This window comes from Bacillus sp. X1(2014), from assembly GCF_007678255.1.
The window spans coordinates 184,289-206,915 of the sequence record NZ_VEED01000007.1; the positions used below are offsets into that span (position 1 = coordinate 184,289).

Sequence of the window (22,627 nt, forward strand, 5' to 3'; positions counted from 1 at the left end):
CGTAAAGTTAGGTAGTTTTCAAGTCTCTTTGTTGTACCTTTTCCAAAGTAGCTTTGGATTCAAGTTCGGAAGCTTGTTTAACTTTCTTAATAAAGAAAGAAAGAATTAATCCAATGGTGCCAATCCCAATAATGACGAGGTATGCGTCATTAATCCCCTGAATAGTCGATTCCTTTATAAGCTGCCCTTGAGTCAAGCCCTTAGCAGCGGCAGTAGGAATCATGTCCTGCAGATGTGATTTTGTTCGGTCTGACATAACAGTAACAAGGAGTGAAGTCCCGACAGCACCGGCAACTTGCCGAATGGTATTGCTAATGGCAGTTCCGTGTGCACTTAACTGCTGTGGCAGTTGATTTAAGCCAGCGGTTTGTAGAGGCATCATCATTAAGGCCATCCCAATGCGACGCCCCGTTGACATCAGAACCAAAAAGGTATAACTTGTTGAGTCTGTCAAGTTGGTAAAGCCTAACGTTGTGGTAATCGTAATAACCATTCCAATAACAGTTAGCCATTTCGCGCCGAACCGATCGAACAACTTCCCTGTAACTGGCATAAGGAAACCCATTATTAGTGCCCCTGGAAGAAGGAGAAGACCGGACTCAATCGCTGTATAACCACGGATATTCTGAAGGTAGAGCGGAAGCAGCATCATGTCGGCATACATCACCATCGTAACCGCGATATTGATAATAGTTGTTAAGGAGAACATATTATACTTGAATGCACGCAAGTCAAGCAGCGGATTTTGCGATTTCATCTGCTGCCATGAAAAGACTGCTAGGGCCAAGATTCCTACTGTGATCGTACTTAGTACCTCCTTGTCTGACCATCCAAGGCTTCCAGCACGGCTAAAACCATAAAGCAAGGCTCCGAAACCAATGGTAGAGAGGGCAACACTTAGGATATCAAGTTTTGTCTTGATTTGATCGGATACATTTCGGAGATAAATGAATCCAAGTACAATAACAATAACCGCAAATGGAATCATTCCATAAAACATTGTTTCCCATTTGTAGTTTTCAATAATGTAACCGGCAATTGTAGGACCGATGGCCGGGGCAAAAATGATCGCAAGCCCGACCATCCCCATGGCCGCACCTCTTTTTTCGGGAGGAAATATGGTAAGAATGACGTTCGTAAGCAGCGGCATAATGATTCCTGCACCAGCCGCCTGAATCATACGTCCGGTCAATAATAAAGGAAATCCCGTTGCAATAGCAGAAACGATAGTCCCGGCTAGAAAGATAAACATCGACGCTTGAAAAAGCTGACGGGTGGTAAACCGCTGCATAAAGTAGGCGGTAATGGGAATCAAAACACCATTTACCAGCATGTAACCTGTGGTTAACCACTGTGCTGTTGCAGCTGAGATTTTAAATTCAACCATCAGTTCAGGAGTAGCAACGCTCATGAGTGTTTGGTTTAATGTTGCAATGAAAGCACCTAATATCATAATGAACATAATAGGTCCTTTTTTTATCGAATTTGTGACAGTTTTAGCATTATTATTCAATTCTCTCCTACCCTTTCTAACTTGAATATAGACTTTTTTTACAATGTGTTTAATAATTAACATTGTATAAATTACATTATATTAAGACCGTTGGTTATGACAACAGACAATTTCTTGAGAAGTGTAAATTAGTTATCATTTATTTCAATTTTGTTGAGAAAACCGAAAAAAATAGACAGAACTTAAATTATTGTAAATTACCAATTTATAGGAAGAGTGGTTAGACATGAAAGATAATGAAAAGACGCGTGTAGATCCTCGGGTACTTCGTACACGCCAATTAATAAAAGACGCGTTAATAGATTTGCTGCAGGAAATGGAAATAAATAAAATCACGGTTAACCGGATTGCTGAACGCGCAACCATCAACCGTGTTACATTTTATTTGCATTATCATGATATACAAGACATGCTGGAGAAGATGGCGCAGGAAATGGCCGAGGATATTGAGGGCATTATGATGAGTACAACAACAAACATGAATTCCTCTGAAGAAATGGATTCGTTAAAACTTATAAACCTGCTTGAGCACATAGCCGAGAATGCCAAATTCTATAAAGTAGTTCTTGGTTCCACACGAACGCCTATCTTTACAGAGCGGTTATTAAAAATCCTTACGAAATCAATAACAGAGAGAACGGAGATCGACTCCATGCTCGCTACTACCGATATCCAAAGGGATATTGCTATTTGGCACGGTTCTTCAGCTCTTATAGGCACAATCGTAGCTTGGTTGCGTAAAGACATGCCTTATACACCGCAATTCCTTGCTAAGCAGATGTATATGCTTTTTCATTTGAATAACGATATTAGGAAAACAAAATGAAAAAAGCAATTACACCAGTTGGACTTTTTTGGTAATTGTTATCTACTGGCTTTTCATTCGCAATTAAAAATTGTCGATCTAAGAGAGTCTAGGGGATATGGTAGTAAGCAGATATTTATTTTGTTAGAATACTATTTTTAACCTATCTTCCATACTGGCACATAACTCTTGTACCCGATTATTTAAGTACAAAAATTCAAATTCTTATTGGTGATTTTACAAAAAATGACGATCTTCTTGTTGAAGTAATTTCCCTTTTCCGTTCTTAAAATAAAATATTCAAATTTCGAGGTTTTTCCTATCAAATGGTATGAAAAATAGATTAGGCTGCGGAATAATGCGATTCCGCAGCCTTTTTGTGCGACGGCAGCCGCACCTTTTTTAAATAAGTATCTCAATATATTATTTTTCCCTGACGGTCAATGCTGAAATCCAGGATATATCACCTACAGTTCAATCCTTTTTTTCCCATATAAAAATTTCTTATAAGTAAGTATAATTTTTTACAATTTTTATTATTCTGATAACCGCAGTATTCTTATCCGTATAGCATCTATTTAAAAATCTATAACGAATAATGAATGGGAGAGAATAGTATATGTCAATTTTAAATGAAGAAGCATTAAGGATACATAAGGAAAAGCAAGGCAAACTTGGCGTTATGTCAAAGGTTCCTCTGCGCGATGCAAAGGATTTGAGTCTTGCTTATTCTCCTGGGGTTGCTGAGCCGTGTAAGGAAATTTATAGAGATGAAAACAAAGTGTATGACTACACAATAAAAGGGAACCTCGTTGCCGTTGTCTCAAACGGAACAGCTGTATTAGGGCTTGGAAATATTGGACCTAAGGCCGCTATGCCAGTCATGGAGGGGAAAGCCTTATTATTCAAATCATTTGCAGATGTTGATGCATTCCCAATTTGCTTAGATACATCAGATCCTGACAAAATTGTCGAGGTCGTTAAATTATTGGAGCCGACTTTTGGTGGAGTGAATTTGGAAGATATTGCTGCACCACAATGCTTCGAAATTGAGGACAGGTTGAGAAAAATTTGTAATATTCCAATTTTCCATGATGATCAGCATGGTACAGCCATTGTAACCGCCGCTGGGTTAATTAATGCGTTGAAACTCGTTGACAAAAAGTTAGAAGATATTCGCGTTGTTGCAAACGGCGCAGGTGCTGCCGGTGTAGCGATCGTTAAGCTGCTGCTTAATATGGGTGTAAAAGATGTTATTTTATGTGATACAAATGGAATCATTTATGAAGGTCGTCCAAACGGGATGAATCGTTTTAAGGAGGAAATGGCACGCATCACTAATAAAGAACAAAAGCAAGGTACACTGGCAGATGCTCTTGTTGGAGCGGATGTATTTGTAGGAGTATCAGCAGCCGGTGCCGTTACAAAAGAAATGGTTAGTTCGATGAATCGTGATTCTATTATATTTGCTATGGCAAACCCGATTCCGGAAATCATGCCGGAAGAGGCAAAGGAAGCTGGAGCATTTGTTGTCGGGACAGGACGTTCTGACTTTCCAAATCAAGTCAATAACGTATTAGCATTCCCTGGAATTTTCCGCGGTGCTTTAGATGTTAGTGCAAAAGAAATCAACGAAGAAATGAAACTTGCAGCGGTTTATGCGATTGCTGGGTTAATTGAGGATGAAGAGCTTACCCCGAATTATGTTATTCCGGATCCATTTGATCCAAGAGTAGCTGCACATGTAGCCGCCGCAGTTGCTAAGGCGGCAATGGAAACAGGAGTTTCACAAAGGAATATTAATATACATGAAATCGAAGAACGTTTATTGGTATTAAGGGACTAATCTGTCTTAGCTTAAATTCTAAATAGATATATTATAGAAACAAAACGTTCTCATGTATGAACTATTGTTGTTGGAATTGTTCGGGCTTGGACGGCTTATGTTGGAATAGTGAAACAATCTTTATGGTAACAGATAATGGGAGAAATAGGGAGAATATGTATGGAAGCAAAATTTTGTAGAGAATCAAGAGTTATACGAACAAGTCGTGTATTTCCAAATGACGTAAACAACCACAATACATTATTTGGGGGACGATTAATGAGTGATGTGGACCAGGTAGCGTCGATTTCCGCAGCTCGACATAGTCGCAGAGAATGTGTAACTGCCTCAACCGATTCAGTAGACTTTTTATGTCCCGTTCATACATCAGATTCGGTTTGTTTTGAATCCTATGTGACATGGACAGGTACATCATCCATGGAGGTTTTTGTAAAGATTATTGCTGAAGATTTAAAAAGTGGTGAACGGAGAATTGCAGCTACTGCTCTATTAACGTTTGTTGCACTTGATCAGCATAAACGTCCAGCACATGTTCCTCAGGTCATTCCTGAAACTGAAGAAGAGAAAAAATTGCATGAATCCGCACCGGACCGAGCATTAATGCGCAAGCATCGAAAACAAAAGAGTAAAGAATTAGCTACTTTCTTAACACACTAATTATAGATTATTAACCTGGGGAAATATGCATGTTAAAAAATTTATCAATTTAATCTGCTCCTTACAACATAAATATATTGCTGTATTGGCCTGATGGTGGACCAATGAAATATAAAGAAAACCATTAACTATAGGATGGATCATATCAACTTACTAGGTGGGTATCGCTTGATCAAAAAGAGGCTGCTACCTTAGAATCATTACGGCCAATGAACAATCAGTGATAATATTAAGCATCGGTTACATTACCGTGCGAATAATCTTTATACACAGTTCTTCTTAACTTTGTAATTAGAGTTTTTGCTGGTGGTACCCCTTATTAAAACAGTTCAAAAAAACCCGGCTTACCTATTAAGGGGCCGGGCTTCTGCTATTGTCTTCAATGGGACTAGTCCACTCTCCTTATTTGAAGCACTCTCCCATTTTATTAAATTACCTATATAAAAGAGTAAGAAGCATTACATAGCTCCCAAGGATTACTGCTCAACTTTGGACCGAACATGGTTTTTAATAACACTGGCCCTGGACCTCCTGCATACTCTAATAATGAAAAGGCACCAGCAGGGGTCTCTACTTGAACATCAACTCTTACCGGGCTTCTTTTAAATTCTTCTACAATCTTCCTCGCTATATAAAATTCCAATAGTTTTGGTGAGCGAATGATCAAGTCTAGGTCACTTGTTGATGTCACTGTTTCCACCCCACTGGCAAGCTCGAAACCGGCACTTCCTCCAGGCCCCCATGAAAGCCTGTGAACATTGAATATCTCTTCTGCAAATCCCATAGCTGCGAAAACCGGTGAATGTTTATCCTTCCACTGATTTCTTCCGGCAAGTTCTTCAGGTTTTATTTGTTTTATTACACTATGTTCTGGTAAGAATGCCCCAAATCTCTGGTTTCTTTCCTTGCCCCTAATGCCAATAGCTGCCTGCCCTTTTGGAGCATGTGCCCTGCGGACTACTACAAATGGTGCTTTCTCCAAAGAATGTACGACCCATTCAGGGATAAAAGAGTGGCTGATGATATCCTTTGGATTAATCTTTAATAAGTCATGTGGTTCTAGCGCCATTGTTCTCTAAGCTTCTTCCGAACAAGTATTGAAGCCGCCCGCCCACCTTCTCGTGCAAACGAAGTTTTGAGTCTGCTGCTAAGATCCCTTGGACTGTTTTTTGTGTCTTCAATGGCTTCAACTAATTTACTGAAAACTTTCTCACGGTCGGAACTTCCTGGTGAATCTGCATTTATACCACTCATTAGGGAAAATAGTGCACCTAGTTTTTCAAAAGACCGAATATCATAGGCCATTGCAGGCACTTTTTTTGTTGCTTCCTCCAATTCTTCAATCGTTCGCTGAGTAATCCTTGCTGCTGAATGTTTGGACATGACGTGAACATTCACCCCTTCATCCTCTAAGGCTATCAGACGGCTGGCTTGCATTCCGTGGGAAAGAAAAGCACCCGAAATAGCTTTTCCTGGTATGAAGGCAATGACTGGATGACCTGCTAATCTAGCAGAAGCATATGCATCTACGGCTGCAGCACATGCCTGATGAATTCCGAGTAGTTCTTCGCGATAGCCATAAGCCTGGCTTGGAACATCAACAATTGAGATAATTGCCCGCTTCTCCTGATGCCGATCCTCCTCGATAACATCAAGTATATGCTTGGCGATCATCCATCCCTCTCCTAGGCCGAATTCACCGGATCGTGCTCTTGGGAAGTGGCTGAATTTATCCGGTACAACTGCAAGGAAACGCGCCGGGAGGTTCCCAATAAAGGAATCTGCGCAAAGTACTGAAGGAATCTTACTGATACTTGTGGTTCCATTCGTTAAGAGATTAAACCATTTATGTCCCCTGCTTACTATCTCATTTTCCTGTGTGGTCCTCTTTAAGCTATATTCAGCTAGTTTAGTATTCTCGTACTGCTTCCATAAGTGACGTGCTTTTTCAGGCTTAATTGGTTCTGAAGTATTAACCGAATGTAAAAACGTTAAATACCTCTCGACCTGGGTGCTTCTTGGTGGATTTTCAGCCGCTTTTTCAGCTGCATAAAAAATGGCCTGCTGAAAAGCCTCAATATCATCATCCACAACCAGATTGGCGAATCCCGTTGCTGCTCTTTGATTCCCACCAATTGTATTCCAGATTAACTGCCGATCCATGGAATCGAATTCCTCAATCCCGGCTTCTTGTTCAATAACTTCAGGCCCATTTAGTCCAAGCCGTCCTTCACGGGTCATAATTAAAAAGCTGCATAATCCAGCGGTAATCGACATCCCGCCAAAAGCTCCAATCTTTCCAGGAATAATACCGATAACCGGTACATATTCCCGAAGTGCAACAATGGCAGCCCCGATTTCTGCAATGGACAATAGACCATAGTTTGCTTCCTGCAGCCTTACGCCCCCTGTATCAAACACAATGACAGGGTACACTGAACCGCCTGCTTTATTCTCCACCAATGCAAGTTCCAGTGCCCCAGCAATTTTAGCACCTGAGACCTCACCAATGCCTCCTCCCTGGAAATTCCCTTCTATCGAAATCACCAACAAAGATAGACCATGCAATTCTCCCCTTGCAATTACCACACCATCATCACTTTGCGGGACAATGCCCTGAGGTTCCAAATGTGGTGATTCAATCCCTGTGAATGGATCCAGTAATTCCCTATAGCTCGATTCATCTAACAAGGCACGTGCCCGTTCACGTCCGCTGCATTCTACAAAACTATTTTTTAACGTATCTAGCATCGTTAGCCACCTCCAACGCTTGTGATAAACGTAATGTTACAACTCCTGGGGTTGCACCGAAATCATTAATCTTTACAATGGCTGAAAAATCGTGCTGCGTAAAGAATCGTTCTAAAACCGCGTTCCATGTTTCTTTGAACCCGGTCGTACCAGTACGTATAAGAACTTCTGCATACGCTCCTTCTGAAGGTTCCATCAAAATTTCCAAATCTCCAGATCCAACTACACCCACATGTGCATTCGACTGGACTTTTTTTGTTGCAGGAAAACGAAACACTAATTTTTCCATTTTGGCACCCTCCTTATTTTCTAATCAGTGAGTACTTTTTAAACTCCCATAAATGGCTCGTGTTATTTTTATAGAGATTATCTAGGAATAATGTAGCTGCCAACAAATCCGCACTCCCGCCTGGAGAAGCATGGCACTTAATTAAGAATTGGCTTAGTTCCTCTAAAACCTTCCATCCTGTCTTTGTCCAAACCCCGCCTAATAGCAGGATTTCCGAAGCAAGTTCCTTAGTAGCGGCCAAGCTTTGAGCCCCTCCCCGATGTAAAATACATGTGTCATCAAGGCTTGCCATAAGAGCAATTAGGGTATTTAACCTGCAATGGTCCTCCTTGATGCACCTGCTCCTCGAATCATAAAGAACAGGTAAGGCTATCTTTCTTATATGAGGGAACCCAAGTTGTGCTTCCCCCAGTGCTCCATTTACCCCATATTTTTCCTTTACTCGTTTACCATTGGTTATATGTTGTGGTAAGTGCCGATCCGGGAAACGGGCAAGTTTTCCTGCTGTTTTAGCAATATGTTCCAAGGATGTCTCTCTTGGGTTCATGGTTGCGCTTGAAATAAGAAGGCCCAATGCCCAGATTGCACCTTTATGTGTATTCACGCCACCAGTAGCTTGCAACATATCGATTTCCCCTTGTCGCCCGATAGCAGCAAGCTTTTCCCTTAATTCCTGGGATGGGATCCTTCCATAGCTTACCTCGGCCATTTCTCTGAACGCCGGCTCTAATGATCTGGCAGATTGAATCATTAATTCTATCGACATATCATGGTGGGAACCTGCACTTTCTCTGTCAACAAGCCCAGGCTTCGGCGTCAGCTCTGCCTCCTCAATCAGTGCTTTCACTGCTAAATTCGCCAGATTCTCTGTGTAGGTTTGGAACTGTTCCACTTAAAGCCACCTCTTACCAGCTGCGGAATTTCGCAGGTGGTTCATATAAACCCTCTGACCATTCCACCAGCTCTTCTACATTTTTAGCAGCAAGCAATGAACGCTTTGCCTCATTTCTTCTAATCCCAAGATCCTCAGGGAGGGCAATCAAACCTTCTCTTCTCAATTTTTTGCTCTTTCTGATGTCATGTTGAAGCCCAAGCGGTGTAACGCCTGCGATTGCTGCAATTGCCTGCCTGCGTTCTTCCATACTGTCTATCTTATATAAATAGGCAATCCCTTCTTCTGTCACAATATGTGTGACATCCTCACCATAAATCATGACTGGTGCAGTTGCGAGATTTGCATCTTTTTTAACGTCCAATGCATCTAAAGATTCAACAAACACCGGTTTATTTCCGTTTTGGAAGGTTTCTACGACTTGTACTACCAGTTTTTTCCCACGTGCAAGTGGATCATTATTTGTCTTCATATCCAGCCAAGCTTCGGAGGAATGTCTCCTTCCCCCTGGGTCATGCCCCATATTTGGTGCGCCGCCAAACCCTGCAAGCCTCCCGCGGGTAACAGTCGAGGAATTTCCGTAAGCGTCAATTTGGAGACTTGAACCTACAAACAAATCAACAGCATATTGTCCTGCTAGCTGGCATAATGTCCGATTTGAACGTAAACTTCCATCACGGCCTGTAAAAAATACATCGCGCCTTGAGGCCACGTATTTTTCCATTCCAACTTCCCCGCCAAAGCAATGGACACTCTCTACCCAGCCGCTTTCGATGGCTGGAATCAGTGTAGGATGAGGGTTTAACGCCCAGTGTTTGCAGATCTTTCCTTTAAGACCAAGCTTTTCTCCATATGTAGGAAGTAATAATTCCACGGCAGCTGTATTATAGCCAATTCCATGATTTAACGACTTCACCTGATGTTTTTCATATATACCACGGATAATCATCATCGCTTGAAGCACCTGGATATCTGTAATATGGCGGGGGTCACGGGTAAAAAGAGGCTCTAGTTGATATGGCTTGTCAGCAACTACGACGTAATCAATCCATGAACCAGGAATGTCAACACGCGGAAGTTCATCCACTAGTTCATTCACTTGGGCAATGACAATTCCATCACGAAAAGCTGCTGCTTCAACCAATGTTGGGGTTTCTTCTGTATTCGGACCTGTGTATAAATTACCGGTAACATCGGCTTTGTCAGCCGCCACCAGTGCAACTGATGGGATCAAGTCAATAAACAACCTACCATACAACTCTATATAAGTATGGATCTCACCCATCGTAAGCTTCCCATCCTCCAGCATTTGTGCAATCCGAAGACTTTGCGGGCCGGCATAAGAAAAATCTACTTTTTTAGCAATTCCATATTCAAACAAATCCAAATGCTCAGGTCGGGATATACTCGACATAATCATATGCAAATCATATAATTTTACTGGGTCTGCCTTGGCAAGTGCTGCCGATAGGAAGGATGCCTGCTTCTGATTGTTTCCCTCTAGAACAACACGGTCACCAGGTTGGATTAAGGTTTCAAGCGCCTGAACAATTTTGTTTGTAGGAATAATTCGGCTGCCCGTAATGTCTTTCATTTTCTCCATTCTCTTTTCTTTTGCCTCTAATCGTTTTTTCCAAGAATGTTTTTTAATTACCTGCATTTGCTGCTATCCCCTTTCTCCTATCAAACTTTTATCCTTAAGAATGTTCAGAACAAGATCGCCTAGCCATAACCAAACAATTTCGAAATCCATTTTCATCCACAGAAAGAGAACGGGCACCAGGCCTTGCTTTTTTGGATAAACTGGTAAGAACATTTCCTGGAGGCATCTCAATAAAAAGCCTTGTACCGTGCTCACAAAGGATGGAAGAAATATCATGCCACATAACTGGATGAGAAACATTAAAAGCAAGATCCTCCCTAACCTGTTCCGGCGATCTTAAAAGCCTTGCCGTTCGGTTACAAGCGTATGGAATGACTGGCTGCCTAAATTTAATTTTTGACAATTCCTCCTGTAAAGATTTAGAAACTGAGTGTAGCAAGGAACAATGGGAGGGTATGTTCACATTTAAAAGTTCCGCTGTTCTTGCCCCTCTAGTAGCAGCAATGTCAATCACCTTGTTTAGTGCATTAATAGAGCCTGCAATCGTGATTTGATCGGTAGCATTGACATTTGCCGTGTATACAGGTTCGGTCTCTGTAAAATAAGAAAGTACAAGTTCTTTTACTGTCCGTTCATCCATTCCGGTAATGACACCCATTCCATAACCTCTGGGAAAGGTCTGTTCCATTAGCTGCCCTCTTAGCTTTATCATTCTTAAAGCATCAGCAAACCCAATGGCCTTACAGGCAACCGCTGCACTAAAAGCACCTGCTGAATGGCCTGCCACAAAATCTGGATATACCCCTTCGGCTTCAAAAACTCTTAACATAGCAATAGAAGAAACTAGCAGGCAGATTTGAACTGAGACAGTCGATATCAAAGCATCTCTAGAATCAAACTTGTAAACGCTTTCTCCAAGCGCCTCCATCGCTTCGTATAGAACTGCCTCAACAGCAGGATGTTCAGGAAGTTCATGGAGCATATTAGGTTTTTGAGAACCTTGGCCAGGAAATAAGAATGCGAGCTTCACCAAACTTTCACCACCTTGTTTGGAAATCAATTACACTGAAAATCCTGTAAAAAACTTATTTATTCTGTGAACTTAGCTTCTTCCTCATACTTAAAATGACATCCTCGTTATGATGTTTTAACAGATTCGCTGCTTCCTGGATGTTTTCTTCTCTCAAAAATTCGATTAACATTTGATGCTCTCTTACAGACTTTTCAATATTTCCATCGTTTGAGAAAGATAGGCTTTGGATTCTTAAGAGTGGCCATCCAAGCCTTGAATACATCGTTTTAATCGTCTCACTTTTACTCATTTCCACAAGTGTCATATGGAAAGAGTGATTTAGTTGAGTATAGTGATGAACCTCCGTCTTATCCTTCATTTCTTCTAAAATATCAGCCATTTTTTGCAGGTCCGCTTGGTCTATTCCGTTTCGTCCAATACGTTCAATAGCCATGGTTTCAAGCATGTTGCGTATTTCAAGAAGATCATATATTTCATTTACCGTATATTCTTTGACTACGGCCCCTTTTCTCGGAATTCTTTCCACAAGGCCTTCTATGGAAAGTAAATAAATAGCTTCCCTAACAGGAGCGCGGCTAGTTCCGTACTCTTCTGCATAAATATGTTCGACTAGTTTATCCCCGGGGATTAATTCGCCTTTAATAATTTGATCGGTAATATGTTCAGCAATATGATTTGATAACGCATTTTGAGTAAATTTATTTGTTTTCATGACGAAGTCTCCTCCATTAAATTTTAAAATAGTCGACTGTCGATTTTTATTATAACGCCTGATTTTTCAAATTTCAATATATTTAGAAAATTTAAAAAAGGTGTTGACATTGTAATTTATCACGATTTATTATGAGTTTTAGGAATACAGTCGACTGTTGATTCTCTCACTTTTGCAAACGCTTTCCTTTGTTTCAATTTCTTCTGAGTACAGACATACGTTTAATTGTTCTGTTCGCTTTCAGTTTTATGCCTTATTGTTTAAAAGAAAAAATTGAAAAGGAGAAATTGCATGATTATTTTTGGGGTAGCAATATTATCTATCTGCTTTTTATCAGGGGTATTTTTTGGAGATCTCTTAGGTCACATCCTTGGAATTGACGCAAATGTCGGCGGTGTTGGCTTTGCTATGCTCATGTTGATTCTACTCGTCGAATATATGAAGAAGAAAGATAAGCTACACAAGCAAACATCAGAAGGACTAGCTTTTTGGAGTGGAATGTATATTCCAATCGTTATTGCTATGTCGGCACAGCAAAATGTAGTAGCTGCCCTAGATGGAGGGATTTTGGCTATTATTGCCGGAGTGGCCGTTGTACTGATTAGCTGGGCCGTAGTTCCTCTTTTAAGCAAGGGCGCTAAGGTAGAAATTCTTGAAATAGATGTGAATGGAGGCGAGCAGGGTGTTAGAAATATTAGGTAATGTTCTGAAAAATAATGGTTTAATTGTTGCTTTTGCCATTGTCGGCTTAACTATGTATCTCTCTTATTTTATCTCTAATAAATTAACGAAGGGCCGCATCCACGGTTCTGCCATTGCCATTGCTCTCGGACTTGTTCTCGCATACATCGGCGGAGTAGTTACCGGAGGAGAAAAAGGGTTATCAGATATTACCCTTTTTTCTGGCATCGGGATAATGGGCGGCGGGATGCTCAGGGACTTTGCTATCGTTGCTACCGCCTTTGGGGCAAACTTTAGTGAAATAAAGAAAGCTGGCATAAACGGGGTCTTATCCTTGTTTGTAGGCGTTGTCCTCTCTTTTGTTGTCGGTGTCATTATTGCACTTGCCTTTGGATACAGAGATGCAATTAGTTTAACAACTATTGGTGCCGGGACGGCTACATATATTGTAGGACCAGTAACGGGATCTGCTATTGGGGCAAGTTCCGAAGTTATCACGCTTAGCATCGCAGCAGGACTGGTAAAATCCATCTTGACCATGATCGGCACACCTTTTATCGCAAAATATATTGGATTAAATAACCCGCGTACTGCCATGGTATACGGCGGAATCATGGGAACCACGAGTGGGGTGGCAGGAGGATTAGCCGCAACAGATCCAAAGCTTGTTCCATATGGAGCGGTTACCGCCACATTTTATACTGGCCTAGGGTGCTTACTTGCCCCATCTATTTTATTTTTATTGACAAAGGCCATTTTTGCATAATAGTAGAACTTATATCCTTCATAAAACTTTATACTTCTAGAGCATTTTTTCTCCATTAAAGAATGATTTCATACTATAAGGAAAGACATCATAGACGAACATCTGACTTCAGGCAGACAGTATGCTTTTATGCAATCTTGGTATTTCTGTACTTAACAGGACTAAGATTGCTTATTTTTTTGCATATTCTTCCATTGTTAAAACAGAATTTTTTATTTACAAAAAACAGGGACAGTGTTCCTGTCCCCACGTCCAAATTGATGTCAATCCATATAGCGATGTTCTCTCAGATTATTCAAAATAGAAATTTCCTGTAATAATTTCTCTCCAATATTCGTTTCTCTTACCTTTTTTCTCTTTAATTCTTTATCTACCAATCTTTTTATTGATAAAACATCAGTCCCGTTAAGTAGAACATCTTCTTTTGAATTAAAATGCTTATGGGCGACAAGCTGCATACCATAGGAATTATAGAGTAATGTATATCCTGCAATACCTGTTGTTGATTGATAAGCTTTGGAGAAGCCTCCATCGATCACGATCATCTTACCATTTGCCTTAATTGGATTTTCTCCCTCAATCTCTTTCACTGGTGTATGGCCATTTATTATATGACCCTGGTCAGGATTCAGATCAAATTCTGTTAGGATTCTGCGGCAAAAATCTTCATTTTCACGTAAATGGTAGTACGGATTCTTACCTTCTTTATGAGTTGCCTTATCCTTAATAAAGTACCTCTCAAAAGTTGTCATTTCTCTTTTTCCAAAGAGTGATGAATATTCTCCTGTCCATAAATACCAGACCATATCTGTCGCAAGATCGTCTGTCTCTTCAGGATGCGCAAAAGAATGGCGTAAATAATGTTCAAAAACATCCAGTAAATCACGGCCTGAATAGGTTTTATTTTCAATTACCATTTTCCCCATATTCCCTTCTTCATCTAAAGGAATACAACCATGTATTAATAGGTTCCCGTTATATTTTAAATACAGGCTCCCTTTTTTCATTAGGAAATTCATATGTCTGGCCAGCTTTTCTGAATGTTGGATAGAAAATAACAATTTTTCCATAACCTGGTTTTCTTCTTCTAATAATTGATCAGGCTGCTCTGGATTTACAGTTGCAAAGCAAGTATTTACTAGAGGGTAAGTTTTCCCATAAATCGTTATTTCGTTTTTGTCATAATCAATTTTCTCCAGCAAAAGCCTTTTTGACATATTAAAATTTGGGCGTCTCTTTATAATAGGCATTTCGAGCTTAAATTGAATCATCGCAATTGCTTGATGAATTTTCGTTATTTGTAATTTTTCATGGTCAGATAGTTTCTTTTCTGAATGCAGCTTAGGTCTGAAGGCTGGATTGTCCTCATAGTATTTCTCCGCAAGATTCAGCAAGGGTCTAAGATTGATTCCATAAACATCTTCAATAATATCCAAATTGTCATATCTCGCGCAGATACGAATGATATTAGCAAGACAAACCTTTGAACCAGCAAAAGCACCTAGCCATAGTACATCATGGTTTCCCCATTGAATATCAACCGAATGATAATTGATCAGAGTATCCATGATTTTATCAGGTTCAGGTCCACGATCATAAATATCGCCCACTACATGAAGATGATCGACAACCAATCTCTGGGTGGTATAGGCAAGCCCTGTAATGAGTTTATCAGCCTGACCTAAGGAGATGATCTGCTGGACAATTTCTGTATAATATTGTTCTTTATTTGTAGATTGATATGTTTTGTATAGCAGCTCCTCTATAATAAACACAAACTGACTCGGTAATGCTTTTCTTAATTTCGAACGTGTATATTTAGAGGAAGCATGAGAAATAAGCCTGATCATCCGCTCGATGATGACTATATACCATTGGTTTAATTCTTGTTCATTGCCAAAATGATTTTTAATTAATTGTAATTTTTCTTCAGGATAATAAACTAATGCTGCAAATTCATTTATTTCTTTTTCAAATAAAACATCTTGAAACAAGTCCCTGATTTTCTCTTTTACATTCCCTGAACCATTTCTTAACACATGTTGAAAAGCCTGATACTCCCCATGTAGATCACTAACAAAATGTTCTGTCCCCTTTGGGAGATTAAGAATGGCTTCCAGATTAATAATTTCAGTTACTACTTTTTCTTCACAATCATATTTTTGGACAAGTAAGTCTAGATACTTTGAGTTCAAAATTATGTATCCCCTTTCAAAATTCATCATTTATTTTCTATGTATTCGATTGAGATATACTATTTATATTATCAGATAAACTTAAATTATAGTTATTTTACTATTAAGAATCTCTCTGTCAACCATATTCTTAATCAATGCCCAAAATAAAAGACTACAGAGCGAGAAAAGGATGAAATAAAAAGGAATGAATAAGGCATGCGAACAGCCTTATTCATTTCTTTTTAGAACGAACAAACTGTTTTTGGTAAAGAAATAATGCCCCAGATTACTTCTTCCGATATTTCCTCTCAGGGCGTCCTATGGTCCCGTAAATAACTTCTACTTCCATCTCATTGATTGAAACTAAATACTCAAGATATCTCCTGCCTGTTGAATGACTGGCTCCGATTATTTTTGAAAATTCTTCTGCATTTATGTTTTCATTTATATCCTTTATTTGCTGTCTCACTTTTTTTAATGTATGTTTGTCAATTCCCTTTGGCAGTATTTCAGGTAATTCCTCCCTGATTAGAGGATCTTCCCGTGGTTTTTTCAACATGAAAAAATCATTCACATCTTCCTGTTCGACAATGGTTAATTTGACTAGTTTTTCTCTAGTTTCTTTGAATTGTTCCAGTACCTCAAAAAACTTGTTAATCATAATCGGTTTAAGGATATAACTGAATGCGCCTCCCCTGATTGCTTCACTTACCGTGCCAACATCATTAGCTGCTGTAATCATAATGATGTCCAAACTTCTCATATTCTTCCTAATCTCCCATAATAGATCGATCCCATTCATATCAGGAAGAAAGACATCAAGTAAAATGAGATCTGGAGTAAACACATTAAGCATGTCCAGTACCTGTTTCCCCGTATTTGCAATGGCCACTACTTGGAATCCTTCTGCTTTATCAGTAAATTTTTCATAAATTTTAGCCGCTGTTTCATCATCTTCTACAATCATTACTTTGATTAAACTTTTGCTCATTTATCGTAACCCTCTCTTATTTGCCTTTTGGTAAAACAATGGTGAATTGAGCTCCGCCTGAATCACTGGTAGAAATAAAAATCTCCCCGTTCATTTTTTTTAACGCATTTTTAACAATGGCTAGTCCCAAACCATGATTTTCTCCTTCTTTTGTCGTAAATCCTTGGATAAAAATCATATCATGCCATTCTTGGGGAATGCCGTTGCCGTTGTCTTCTATATCAAAGATGATATCGCTACCAATATCTGTGAAAGAAACTTTCACATTAGCCCCGTCAGAATTAGTCCGAACCGCTGCCTCCATGGCATTATCTATAAGATTACCAAGTATTGAAACAAATAGTTTTGTATTTAATGTAGAGGGGATACTCTCAAGGTTGCTCTCTTTATCTATTTCCAGGTCTACTTTTAATTCCTTTGATCGATTTATTTTTCCGAGCAGACAAGCGGCAATAAAAGGATCTTTTACGGATGAAGTTAAGAAAACCACTATATCCTGACGTTCTTTGACTTCTTCTGAGATTAGTTCCCTTACCTCATCATATTGTTCTAGGGTAATCAATCCATAAATAGTATTTAATTTATTTAAATACTCATGATTTTGGGCGCGGATATGCTCAGAAACGTTTTGAACTTTAGAAACTTCATCTATAATCTCCTCTATTTCAGAAACAGGACGTATGGTTAATACGGCACCGCTTGTTCTTTGATTCTCCAGTATGGGAGATGCATCAACCAAATAGAGCTGTTCGCCAAAGATAACTTTTTGATTAATGGTGTTTTGTTGATTTCCCATTACGGTTTTAATCAACGTGTTTAAACGCCCATTCTCCATTCTTATGCCTTTCTCAATGTGATCGTGTTTCAGCAACTCTCTTGCCCGTTTATTGATGGAGGTTACTTTGCCATCTTTATTGACTGCAACGGTGGCATCTCTAATTGATTCTAAGGTCGCTTCTTTTTCTTTAAACAAAAAAGATATTTCTTCGGGCTCGAGATTAAAAATTAATTTTTTTACCCTCTTTGATATAATGACCGCCCCTACAATCCCAATTAGCAAAATAAAAACAGTAAAATGAAGTAACTTGAGGCGATAGCTATGGACTTTACCCTCCACTTCCGAGGTTAAGAAACCAACGGACGATACACCGATTATTTCTCCGTCCTCATTATAAATAGGAGTCTTTGCTTTAATAGCCTTTCCTGAAATACCAGTTCCTTCGTATATAATTGAGGCGTTATTTTCAAATACCGGTTTGTTGCTGGAACCCATAGTCTTTCCAATATATTTTGTTATATTGTGAGAATAGCGAATATTTTCTTTATTGCCAATTACGACATAGCCGGCACCTGTATCTTTGCGTATTTCTTCTGCAATGGGCTGTATGGTTAAAGAAGGATTCGGATCCTTAAAAGCATTGATAATTTGTTCCTTTTGAGACGTCATCTTTGCTACTGTCATGGCTTGGTTTCCCAATGAAGTTTTAATCATATCATCAATCATAGAGGAGAAGAGAGCGCTAACTGATACAATCGTAAGAAGAATAATAATAGAAATAAATACTATCATTTGTGTTAGCAGCCTTGTTTTTTTAATTCTTTTGCCCAATCATTTCCCCTCACTTATATTCCTTCATAATATAACTACCTTTATTATATAACAATTATAGTAATATTCTAATTTTTTTAGTTCAACCTCCATCAATGTCACTAGCTATACAGTAACATTGAAGAATTATAGAATTGGCTGTGAAAAATATGAAAATAATTATATTTATAACGAATATTGAAAATATTCGTTATATATATTCCTTTGACTGTTCCCGTGTTAATCTTTCTGAGAAAGCGCTAACAATCAGTAGGTCACACTCTTGTTTTCTTTTATAGACTTACATTACTCCAAGAAAATGAGATTTTCTATGGCCAGCTTTTAACAACGAAGGAGGATATAAAGTATGCTATCTTTTTTGGGTTTTTCTATGGTTGCAGTTTTTATGTATTTAATTATGTCAAAACGGTTAACCCCCCTTGTAGCTCTTATGCTCATTCCCATACTATTTGGTCTAATCGGGGGTTATGCGAATGATTTAGGTGCGATGATGTTTGAGGGTGTCAAAGCTATTGCCCCTACCGCCATTATGATCTTTTTCGCAATTTTGTACTTTGGACTTATGATTGATACTGGTTTATTCGAACCCCTTATTGGCAAAATTTTAAAACTCGTCAAAGGTGATCCTTTAAAAATTGTTGTAGGTACAGCTGTACTGTCGATGATGGTTGCTTTAGATGGGGATGGAACTACAACCTATATGATTACGGTTTCTTCCTTGCTTCCCCTATATAAACGTCTAAGAATGAATCCTCTAATTCTTGCAGGAGTAGCCATGTCTTCAATGGGAGTAATGAATATGACTCCTTGGGGAGGAGCTTCTGCAATGGCGATGACTTCATTGAAGCTCGACTCATCTGAGCTGTTTCTGCCACTCATTCCTGTCATGGGTTTTGGGCTTTTATGGGTTCTGGTTATATCCTTTATTTTCGGAAAAATGGAACGCAGAAGACTTGGAGTTTTAGAAATTGATGCATTTCGGGAAGTGGCCAGTACGGCTGAAATGGATGCAAAAATCGAGTTTAACTATCGCCGTCCAAAACTGGTATGGTTTAACTTTGCTTTAACCCTCATTCTCATAGTTTTGTTAATTATGGATGTTATTCCGCTCATGATTTTATTTATGGTTGCATTTGCTATTGCTTTATTAGTAAATTATCCAAATATAAAAGAGCAACAAGAACGAATCTCTTCACACGCAAGTAACGCAGTAGCGGTCGTCTCCATTGTTATTGCAGCTGGTATTTTTACAGGTATAATGTCAGGAACGAAAATGATTGATGCGATGGCTACTACTTTAGTGTCATTGATTCCAGAAGCAATGGGGCAGCATTTACCAGTTATTGTCGCTTTTTTAAGCGCACCCTTTACTTTTTTTATGTCCAATAATGCGTTTTATTTTGGTGTACTTCCCATTATTGCCCAAGCTGCCGAGTCTTATGGCATTAGCGCTGCCGAAATAGGCCGTGCCTCCATACTAGGACAGCCTGTACACGTACTAAGTCCATTAGTGGCAGCAGCACATTTATTAATAGGTATGGTAGGAATCGAATTTAGTGATTTACAGCGTTTCTTAATTAAATGGGCGCTAGGAACAACTACAGTAATGGTAATAGCAGCACTAGTTTTAGGGGTTATTTCTTTATAAAACAAATGCTAAAAATTAATTTTTAAATTGGGGGCTAATTCCATGTGGATCATTACTGTATACAACACCTACTCTAAGGATAATAAAATTACAATGTTTGAATTTGAGACGGAAAAGGAAGCCAAAGAAAATTATGAAAGAATTCAAGGTTGCAAAATTCTTTCCGAGGTTATTTATAATCACTCCCCATATTTTTCTTTAACCTAAGAATGAGCTGTTAAGGGTCAGTCCCCCACCATATTAAAGCATTAATTAAATGGGGGACTGACCCTGATTTCCCTAAAACAAAAAACAGGCCAAACCCTTTTTGATTAAAGGTTTGAGCCTGTTTTTTTCTCTAATTAGATTTTACTTCGAATAGCCTAGTAGTTGAGCTTTCTTCAACCGAAGGTCGAAGCGATCTGCATTCATAACTTTTACCCAAGCAGCTATAAAATCACGCACAAACTTCTCTTTGTTATCATCTTGAGCATAAACTTCTGCTATGGCACGTAGAACGGAGTTTGAACCAAACACTAGGTCAACACTAGTTGCTGTACGTACTACTGCTCCTGTCTTGCGATCACGTCCTTCAAATACGTCACCGCCTACAGGCGTCCACGCTATTCCCATGTCAAGTAAGTTAATAAAGAAGTCGTTAGTAAGTGTGCCTACAAGATTAGTGAAAACTCCGTGTTTCGTGCCACCGAAGTTAGTACCTAATACACGCATACCGCCAATAAGTACAGTCATTTCTGGTGCGGTAAGGCCTAGAAGTTGCGCCTTGTCAACTAGCAGCTCTGCCGCACTTACACGATACTGTTCCTTTTGATAGTTGCGGAAACCATCAGCGGCAGGTTCTAGCACTGCAAAACTTTCTAAGTCAGTTTGTTCTTGGGTTGCATCGCCACGTCCTGGAGCGAAAGGAACAGTTACATCAAAGCCTGCGTCTTTTGCAGCTTTTTCTATTGCCGCACTACCGCCTAGTACAATCAAGTCAGCCATGCTAACTTTCTTTCCTAGATGACTTTGAATGCTTTCTAGTACAGAAAGTACTTTGGTAAGTTGCTCCGGCTGATTTACTTCCCAATCCTTCTGTGGAGCAAGACGGATGCGAGCACCATTAGCACCGCCACGCATATCTGAGCAGCGGTAAGTACTTGCTGAAGCCCAAGCAGTTGTAACTAATTCGTTGATAGTAAGTCCTGAGTCTAAGATCATGACTTTAATCTTATCAACTTCTGCATCTGTTAATGTATATTCAACAGCCGGTACAGGGTCTTGCCAGATAAGAACTTCTTCTGGAACTTCTGGTCCTAGATATCTTGAACGCGGCCCCATGTCACGATGTGTTAGCTTAAACCAAGCCCGTGCAAATACATCAGCAAACTCTTCTGGATTCTCATGGAAACGACGAGATATCTTTTCGTATTCTGGATCATAACGCAATGCCATATCGGCAGTAGTCATCATAGTCGGAACACGAACGGATGAATCCTCTGCATCCGGTGCAAGGTCCTTCTCATCAGGGTTTACCGCAAGCCACTGATAGGCACCCGCAGGACTCTTTGTAAGCCACCATTGATATCCAAATAATAAATCAAAGTAACCATTATCCCACTGTGTTGGATTAGCAGTCCAAGCACCTTCAATACCGCTTGTGATGGTGTCATGACCTTTACCCCTGCCGTGTGTGCTTAACCAGCCCAAGCCCATAGCTTCAATTGGAGCAGCTTCTGGTTCTGGACCAACATGAGCAGCATCTCCTGCACCATGTGCCTTACCAAAAGTATGGCCGCCGGCTATTAATGCTACTGTTTCTTCATCATTCATTCCCATACGTGCAAAGGTTTCGCGTATGTCACGACCACTTGCAAGCGGATCTGGATTACCATTTGGACCTTCAGGGTTAACATAGATAAGACCCATCTGAACGGCTGCAAGTGGGTTCTCAAGCTCACGATCACCTGTGTAACGCTTATCACCTAACCATTCTGATTCAGTCCCCCAGTAAATGTCTTCTTCTGGATGCCAAACATCTGCTCGTCCTCCACCAAAACCAAATGTCTTTCCGCCCATTGATTCTATAGCGACATTACCTGTAAGAATAAATAAGTCAGCCCAAGAAATCTTGTTGCCATACTTTTGCTTAATCGGCCATAGTAGTCGACGAGCTTTATCAAGGTTACCGTTGTCAGGCCAACTGTTAAGTGGAGCAAAACGCTGTGTGCCAGTTCCACCGCCACCACGGCCGTCTCCAGTACGATATGTACCAGCGGAGTGCCAAGCCATACGGATAAAGAATGGACCATAATGTCCATAGTCAGCTGGCCACCAATCTTGACTGTTGGTCATTAAATCACGAAGATCCTGTTTAAGGGCATAGTAGTCTAACTTTTTAAATTCTTCTGCATAATCATAGTCTTCTCCCATAGGGTTAGATTTTCTGTCATGCTGATGGAGAATGTTCAAGTTCAACTGGTTTGGCCACCAGTCTCTATTAGACGTACCCTTAGAATTGTTACTAGCAGCGCCGCCGTGAAACGGGCACTTTCCAATATTAGCATCCATTCGTTTTTCTCCTCCCTGTTCTTGTGAATATTGCAACAGATAATTATGTCTCTTGTAGTAAGAAGCTTCAAAACTGGTTGTATTAATTATTATGTTTCAATTCT

18 protein-coding genes are annotated in these 22,627 nt (G+C 39.7%); 6 read left to right on the top strand and 12 right to left on the bottom strand.

Going from position 1 to position 22,627, the window contains the following annotated elements; genetic code table 11:
• Positions 1-7: 7 nt before the first annotated feature.
• Entirely contained in the window at positions 8-1,513 is a 1,506-nt protein-coding gene (locus FS608_RS15375; RefSeq protein ID WP_144552479.1) for a DHA2 family efflux MFS transporter permease subunit, read from the bottom strand.
• 226 nt (positions 1,514-1,739) lie between these two features.
• Between FS608_RS15375 and FS608_RS15380 the strand changes: the two genes are divergently transcribed.
• From FS608_RS15380 to FS608_RS15390, 3 genes are all read left to right on the top strand, one after another.
• Complete coding sequence (locus FS608_RS15380) at positions 1,740-2,339, top strand: TetR/AcrR family transcriptional regulator (RefSeq protein ID WP_144552481.1); 600 nt, start codon at positions 1,740-1,742, stop codon at positions 2,337-2,339.
• Positions 2,340-2,937: 598 nt separating this feature from the next.
• Positions 2,938-4,164, top strand: coding sequence for an NADP-dependent malic enzyme (ystJ, locus tag FS608_RS15385; protein WP_144552483.1), 1,227 nt, complete (start codon positions 2,938-2,940; stop codon positions 4,162-4,164).
• Positions 4,165-4,323: 159 nt separating this feature from the next.
• Positions 4,324-4,821 (top strand): acyl-CoA thioesterase, encoded by a 498-nt coding sequence (locus FS608_RS15390; RefSeq protein WP_144552485.1) that lies wholly within the window; start codon positions 4,324-4,326, stop codon positions 4,819-4,821.
• A gap of 436 nt (positions 4,822-5,257) precedes the next feature.
• On the opposite strand, the gene FS608_RS15395 is transcribed toward FS608_RS15390, so the two are convergent.
• Genes FS608_RS15395 through FS608_RS15425 form a run of 7 tightly spaced genes read right to left on the bottom strand, consistent with a single transcriptional unit; the run spans position 5,258 to position 12,101 of the window.
• Complete coding sequence (locus FS608_RS15395; RefSeq protein WP_144552487.1) at positions 5,258-5,890, bottom strand: malonate decarboxylase holo-ACP synthase; 633 nt, start codon at positions 5,888-5,890, stop codon at positions 5,258-5,260.
• Positions 5,881-7,572, bottom strand: a complete 1,692-nt coding sequence (locus FS608_RS15400) for a biotin-independent malonate decarboxylase subunit beta (protein WP_144552489.1) — start codon at positions 7,570-7,572, stop codon at positions 5,881-5,883. The genes FS608_RS15395 and FS608_RS15400 overlap by 10 nt, the downstream gene beginning before the upstream one ends.
• Positions 7,550-7,861, bottom strand: coding sequence for a malonate decarboxylase subunit delta (locus FS608_RS15405; RefSeq protein WP_144552491.1), 312 nt, complete (start codon positions 7,859-7,861; stop codon positions 7,550-7,552). The genes FS608_RS15400 and FS608_RS15405 overlap by 23 nt, the downstream gene beginning before the upstream one ends.
• Before the next feature lie 13 nt (positions 7,862-7,874).
• On the bottom strand, positions 7,875-8,753 hold the full coding sequence (locus FS608_RS15410) for a triphosphoribosyl-dephospho-CoA synthase (RefSeq protein ID WP_144552493.1): 879 nt from the start codon (positions 8,751-8,753) through the stop codon (positions 7,875-7,877).
• Positions 8,754-8,766: 13 nt separating this feature from the next.
• On the bottom strand, positions 8,767-10,413 hold the full coding sequence (mdcA, locus tag FS608_RS15415) for a malonate decarboxylase subunit alpha (protein WP_144552495.1): 1,647 nt from the start codon (positions 10,411-10,413) through the stop codon (positions 8,767-8,769).
• 37 nt (positions 10,414-10,450) lie between these two features.
• The gene (gene mdcH / locus FS608_RS15420; protein ID WP_144552629.1) at positions 10,451-11,386 is read right to left on the bottom strand and encodes a malonate decarboxylase subunit epsilon; all 936 of its coding nucleotides are present in this window, start codon (positions 11,384-11,386) and stop codon (positions 10,451-10,453) included.
• 55 nt (positions 11,387-11,441) lie between these two features.
• Positions 11,442-12,101, bottom strand: coding sequence for a GntR family transcriptional regulator (locus FS608_RS15425; RefSeq protein WP_144552497.1), 660 nt, complete (start codon positions 12,099-12,101; stop codon positions 11,442-11,444).
• A gap of 291 nt (positions 12,102-12,392) precedes the next feature.
• Here FS608_RS15425 and madL point away from each other — a divergent pair, with 291 nt between their 5' ends.
• Positions 12,393-12,803: a malonate transporter subunit MadL gene (gene madL, locus FS608_RS15430; protein ID WP_144552499.1), complete on the top strand. Its 411-nt coding sequence runs from the start codon at positions 12,393-12,395 to the stop codon at positions 12,801-12,803.
• A complete protein-coding gene (gene madM / locus FS608_RS15435; protein WP_186328749.1) occupies positions 12,784-13,548 on the top strand; it encodes a malonate transporter subunit MadM in 765 nt (254 codons plus the stop codon). Before madL ends, madM begins: the two co-directional genes overlap by 20 nt.
• 263 nt (positions 13,549-13,811) lie before the next feature.
• Here the strand turns inward: madM and fbp are convergent, their stop codons facing one another.
• The 3 genes from fbp to FS608_RS15450 form a co-directional block, all read right to left on the bottom strand.
• Positions 13,812-15,743 (bottom strand): fructose-1,6-bisphosphatase, encoded by a 1,932-nt coding sequence (fbp, locus tag FS608_RS15440; RefSeq protein WP_144552503.1) that lies wholly within the window; start codon positions 15,741-15,743, stop codon positions 13,812-13,814.
• 268 nt (positions 15,744-16,011) lie between these two features.
• Positions 16,012-16,716, bottom strand: coding sequence for a response regulator (locus tag FS608_RS15445; protein ID WP_144552505.1), 705 nt, complete (start codon positions 16,714-16,716; stop codon positions 16,012-16,014).
• 16 nt (positions 16,717-16,732) lie between these two features.
• On the bottom strand, positions 16,733-18,325 hold the full coding sequence (locus FS608_RS15450; RefSeq protein ID WP_260871697.1) for an ATP-binding protein: 1,593 nt from the start codon (positions 18,323-18,325) through the stop codon (positions 16,733-16,735).
• A 346-nt stretch (positions 18,326-18,671) separates the two neighbouring features.
• Here FS608_RS15450 and FS608_RS15455 point away from each other — a divergent pair, with 346 nt between their 5' ends.
• The gene (locus FS608_RS15455; protein WP_144552507.1) at positions 18,672-19,973 is read left to right on the top strand and encodes a CitMHS family transporter; all 1,302 of its coding nucleotides are present in this window, start codon (positions 18,672-18,674) and stop codon (positions 19,971-19,973) included.
• Between the two features lie 348 nt (positions 19,974-20,321).
• Here the strand turns inward: FS608_RS15455 and katG are convergent, their stop codons facing one another.
• Positions 20,322-22,523, bottom strand: a complete 2,202-nt coding sequence (katG, locus tag FS608_RS15460; protein WP_144552509.1) for a catalase/peroxidase HPI — start codon at positions 22,521-22,523, stop codon at positions 20,322-20,324.
• Positions 22,524-22,627: the final 104 nt, after the last annotated feature.

Excerpts from the sequence above, each read along its gene's own strand:
- FS608_RS15380 (WP_144552481.1), top strand. The coding sequence starts at position 1,740 with ATGAAAGATAATGAAAAGACGCGTGTAGATCCTCGGGTACTTCGTACA.
- ystJ (WP_144552483.1), top strand. The coding sequence starts at position 2,938 with ATGTCAATTTTAAATGAAGAAGCATTAAGGATACATAAGGAAAAGCAA.
- FS608_RS15390 (WP_144552485.1), top strand. The coding sequence starts at position 4,324 with ATGGAAGCAAAATTTTGTAGAGAATCAAGAGTTATACGAACAAGTCGT.
- FS608_RS15395 (WP_144552487.1), bottom strand. The coding sequence starts at position 5,890 with ATGGCGCTAGAACCACATGACTTATTAAAGATTAATCCAAAGGATATC.
- FS608_RS15400 (WP_144552489.1), bottom strand. The coding sequence starts at position 7,572 with ATGCTAGATACGTTAAAAAATAGTTTTGTAGAATGCAGCGGACGTGAA.
- FS608_RS15405 (WP_144552491.1), bottom strand. The coding sequence starts at position 7,861 with ATGGAAAAATTAGTGTTTCGTTTTCCTGCAACAAAAAAAGTCCAGTCG.
- mdcA (WP_144552495.1), bottom strand. The coding sequence starts at position 10,413 with ATGCAGGTAATTAAAAAACATTCTTGGAAAAAACGATTAGAGGCAAAA.
- FS608_RS15425 (WP_144552497.1), bottom strand. The coding sequence starts at position 12,101 with ATGAAAACAAATAAATTTACTCAAAATGCGTTATCAAATCATATTGCT.
- madL (WP_144552499.1), top strand. The coding sequence starts at position 12,393 with ATGATTATTTTTGGGGTAGCAATATTATCTATCTGCTTTTTATCAGGG.
- FS608_RS15445 (WP_144552505.1), bottom strand. The coding sequence starts at position 16,716 with ATGAGCAAAAGTTTAATCAAAGTAATGATTGTAGAAGATGATGAAACA.
- FS608_RS15455 (WP_144552507.1), top strand. The coding sequence starts at position 18,672 with ATGCTATCTTTTTTGGGTTTTTCTATGGTTGCAGTTTTTATGTATTTA.
- katG (WP_144552509.1), bottom strand. The coding sequence starts at position 22,523 with ATGGATGCTAATATTGGAAAGTGCCCGTTTCACGGCGGCGCTGCTAGT.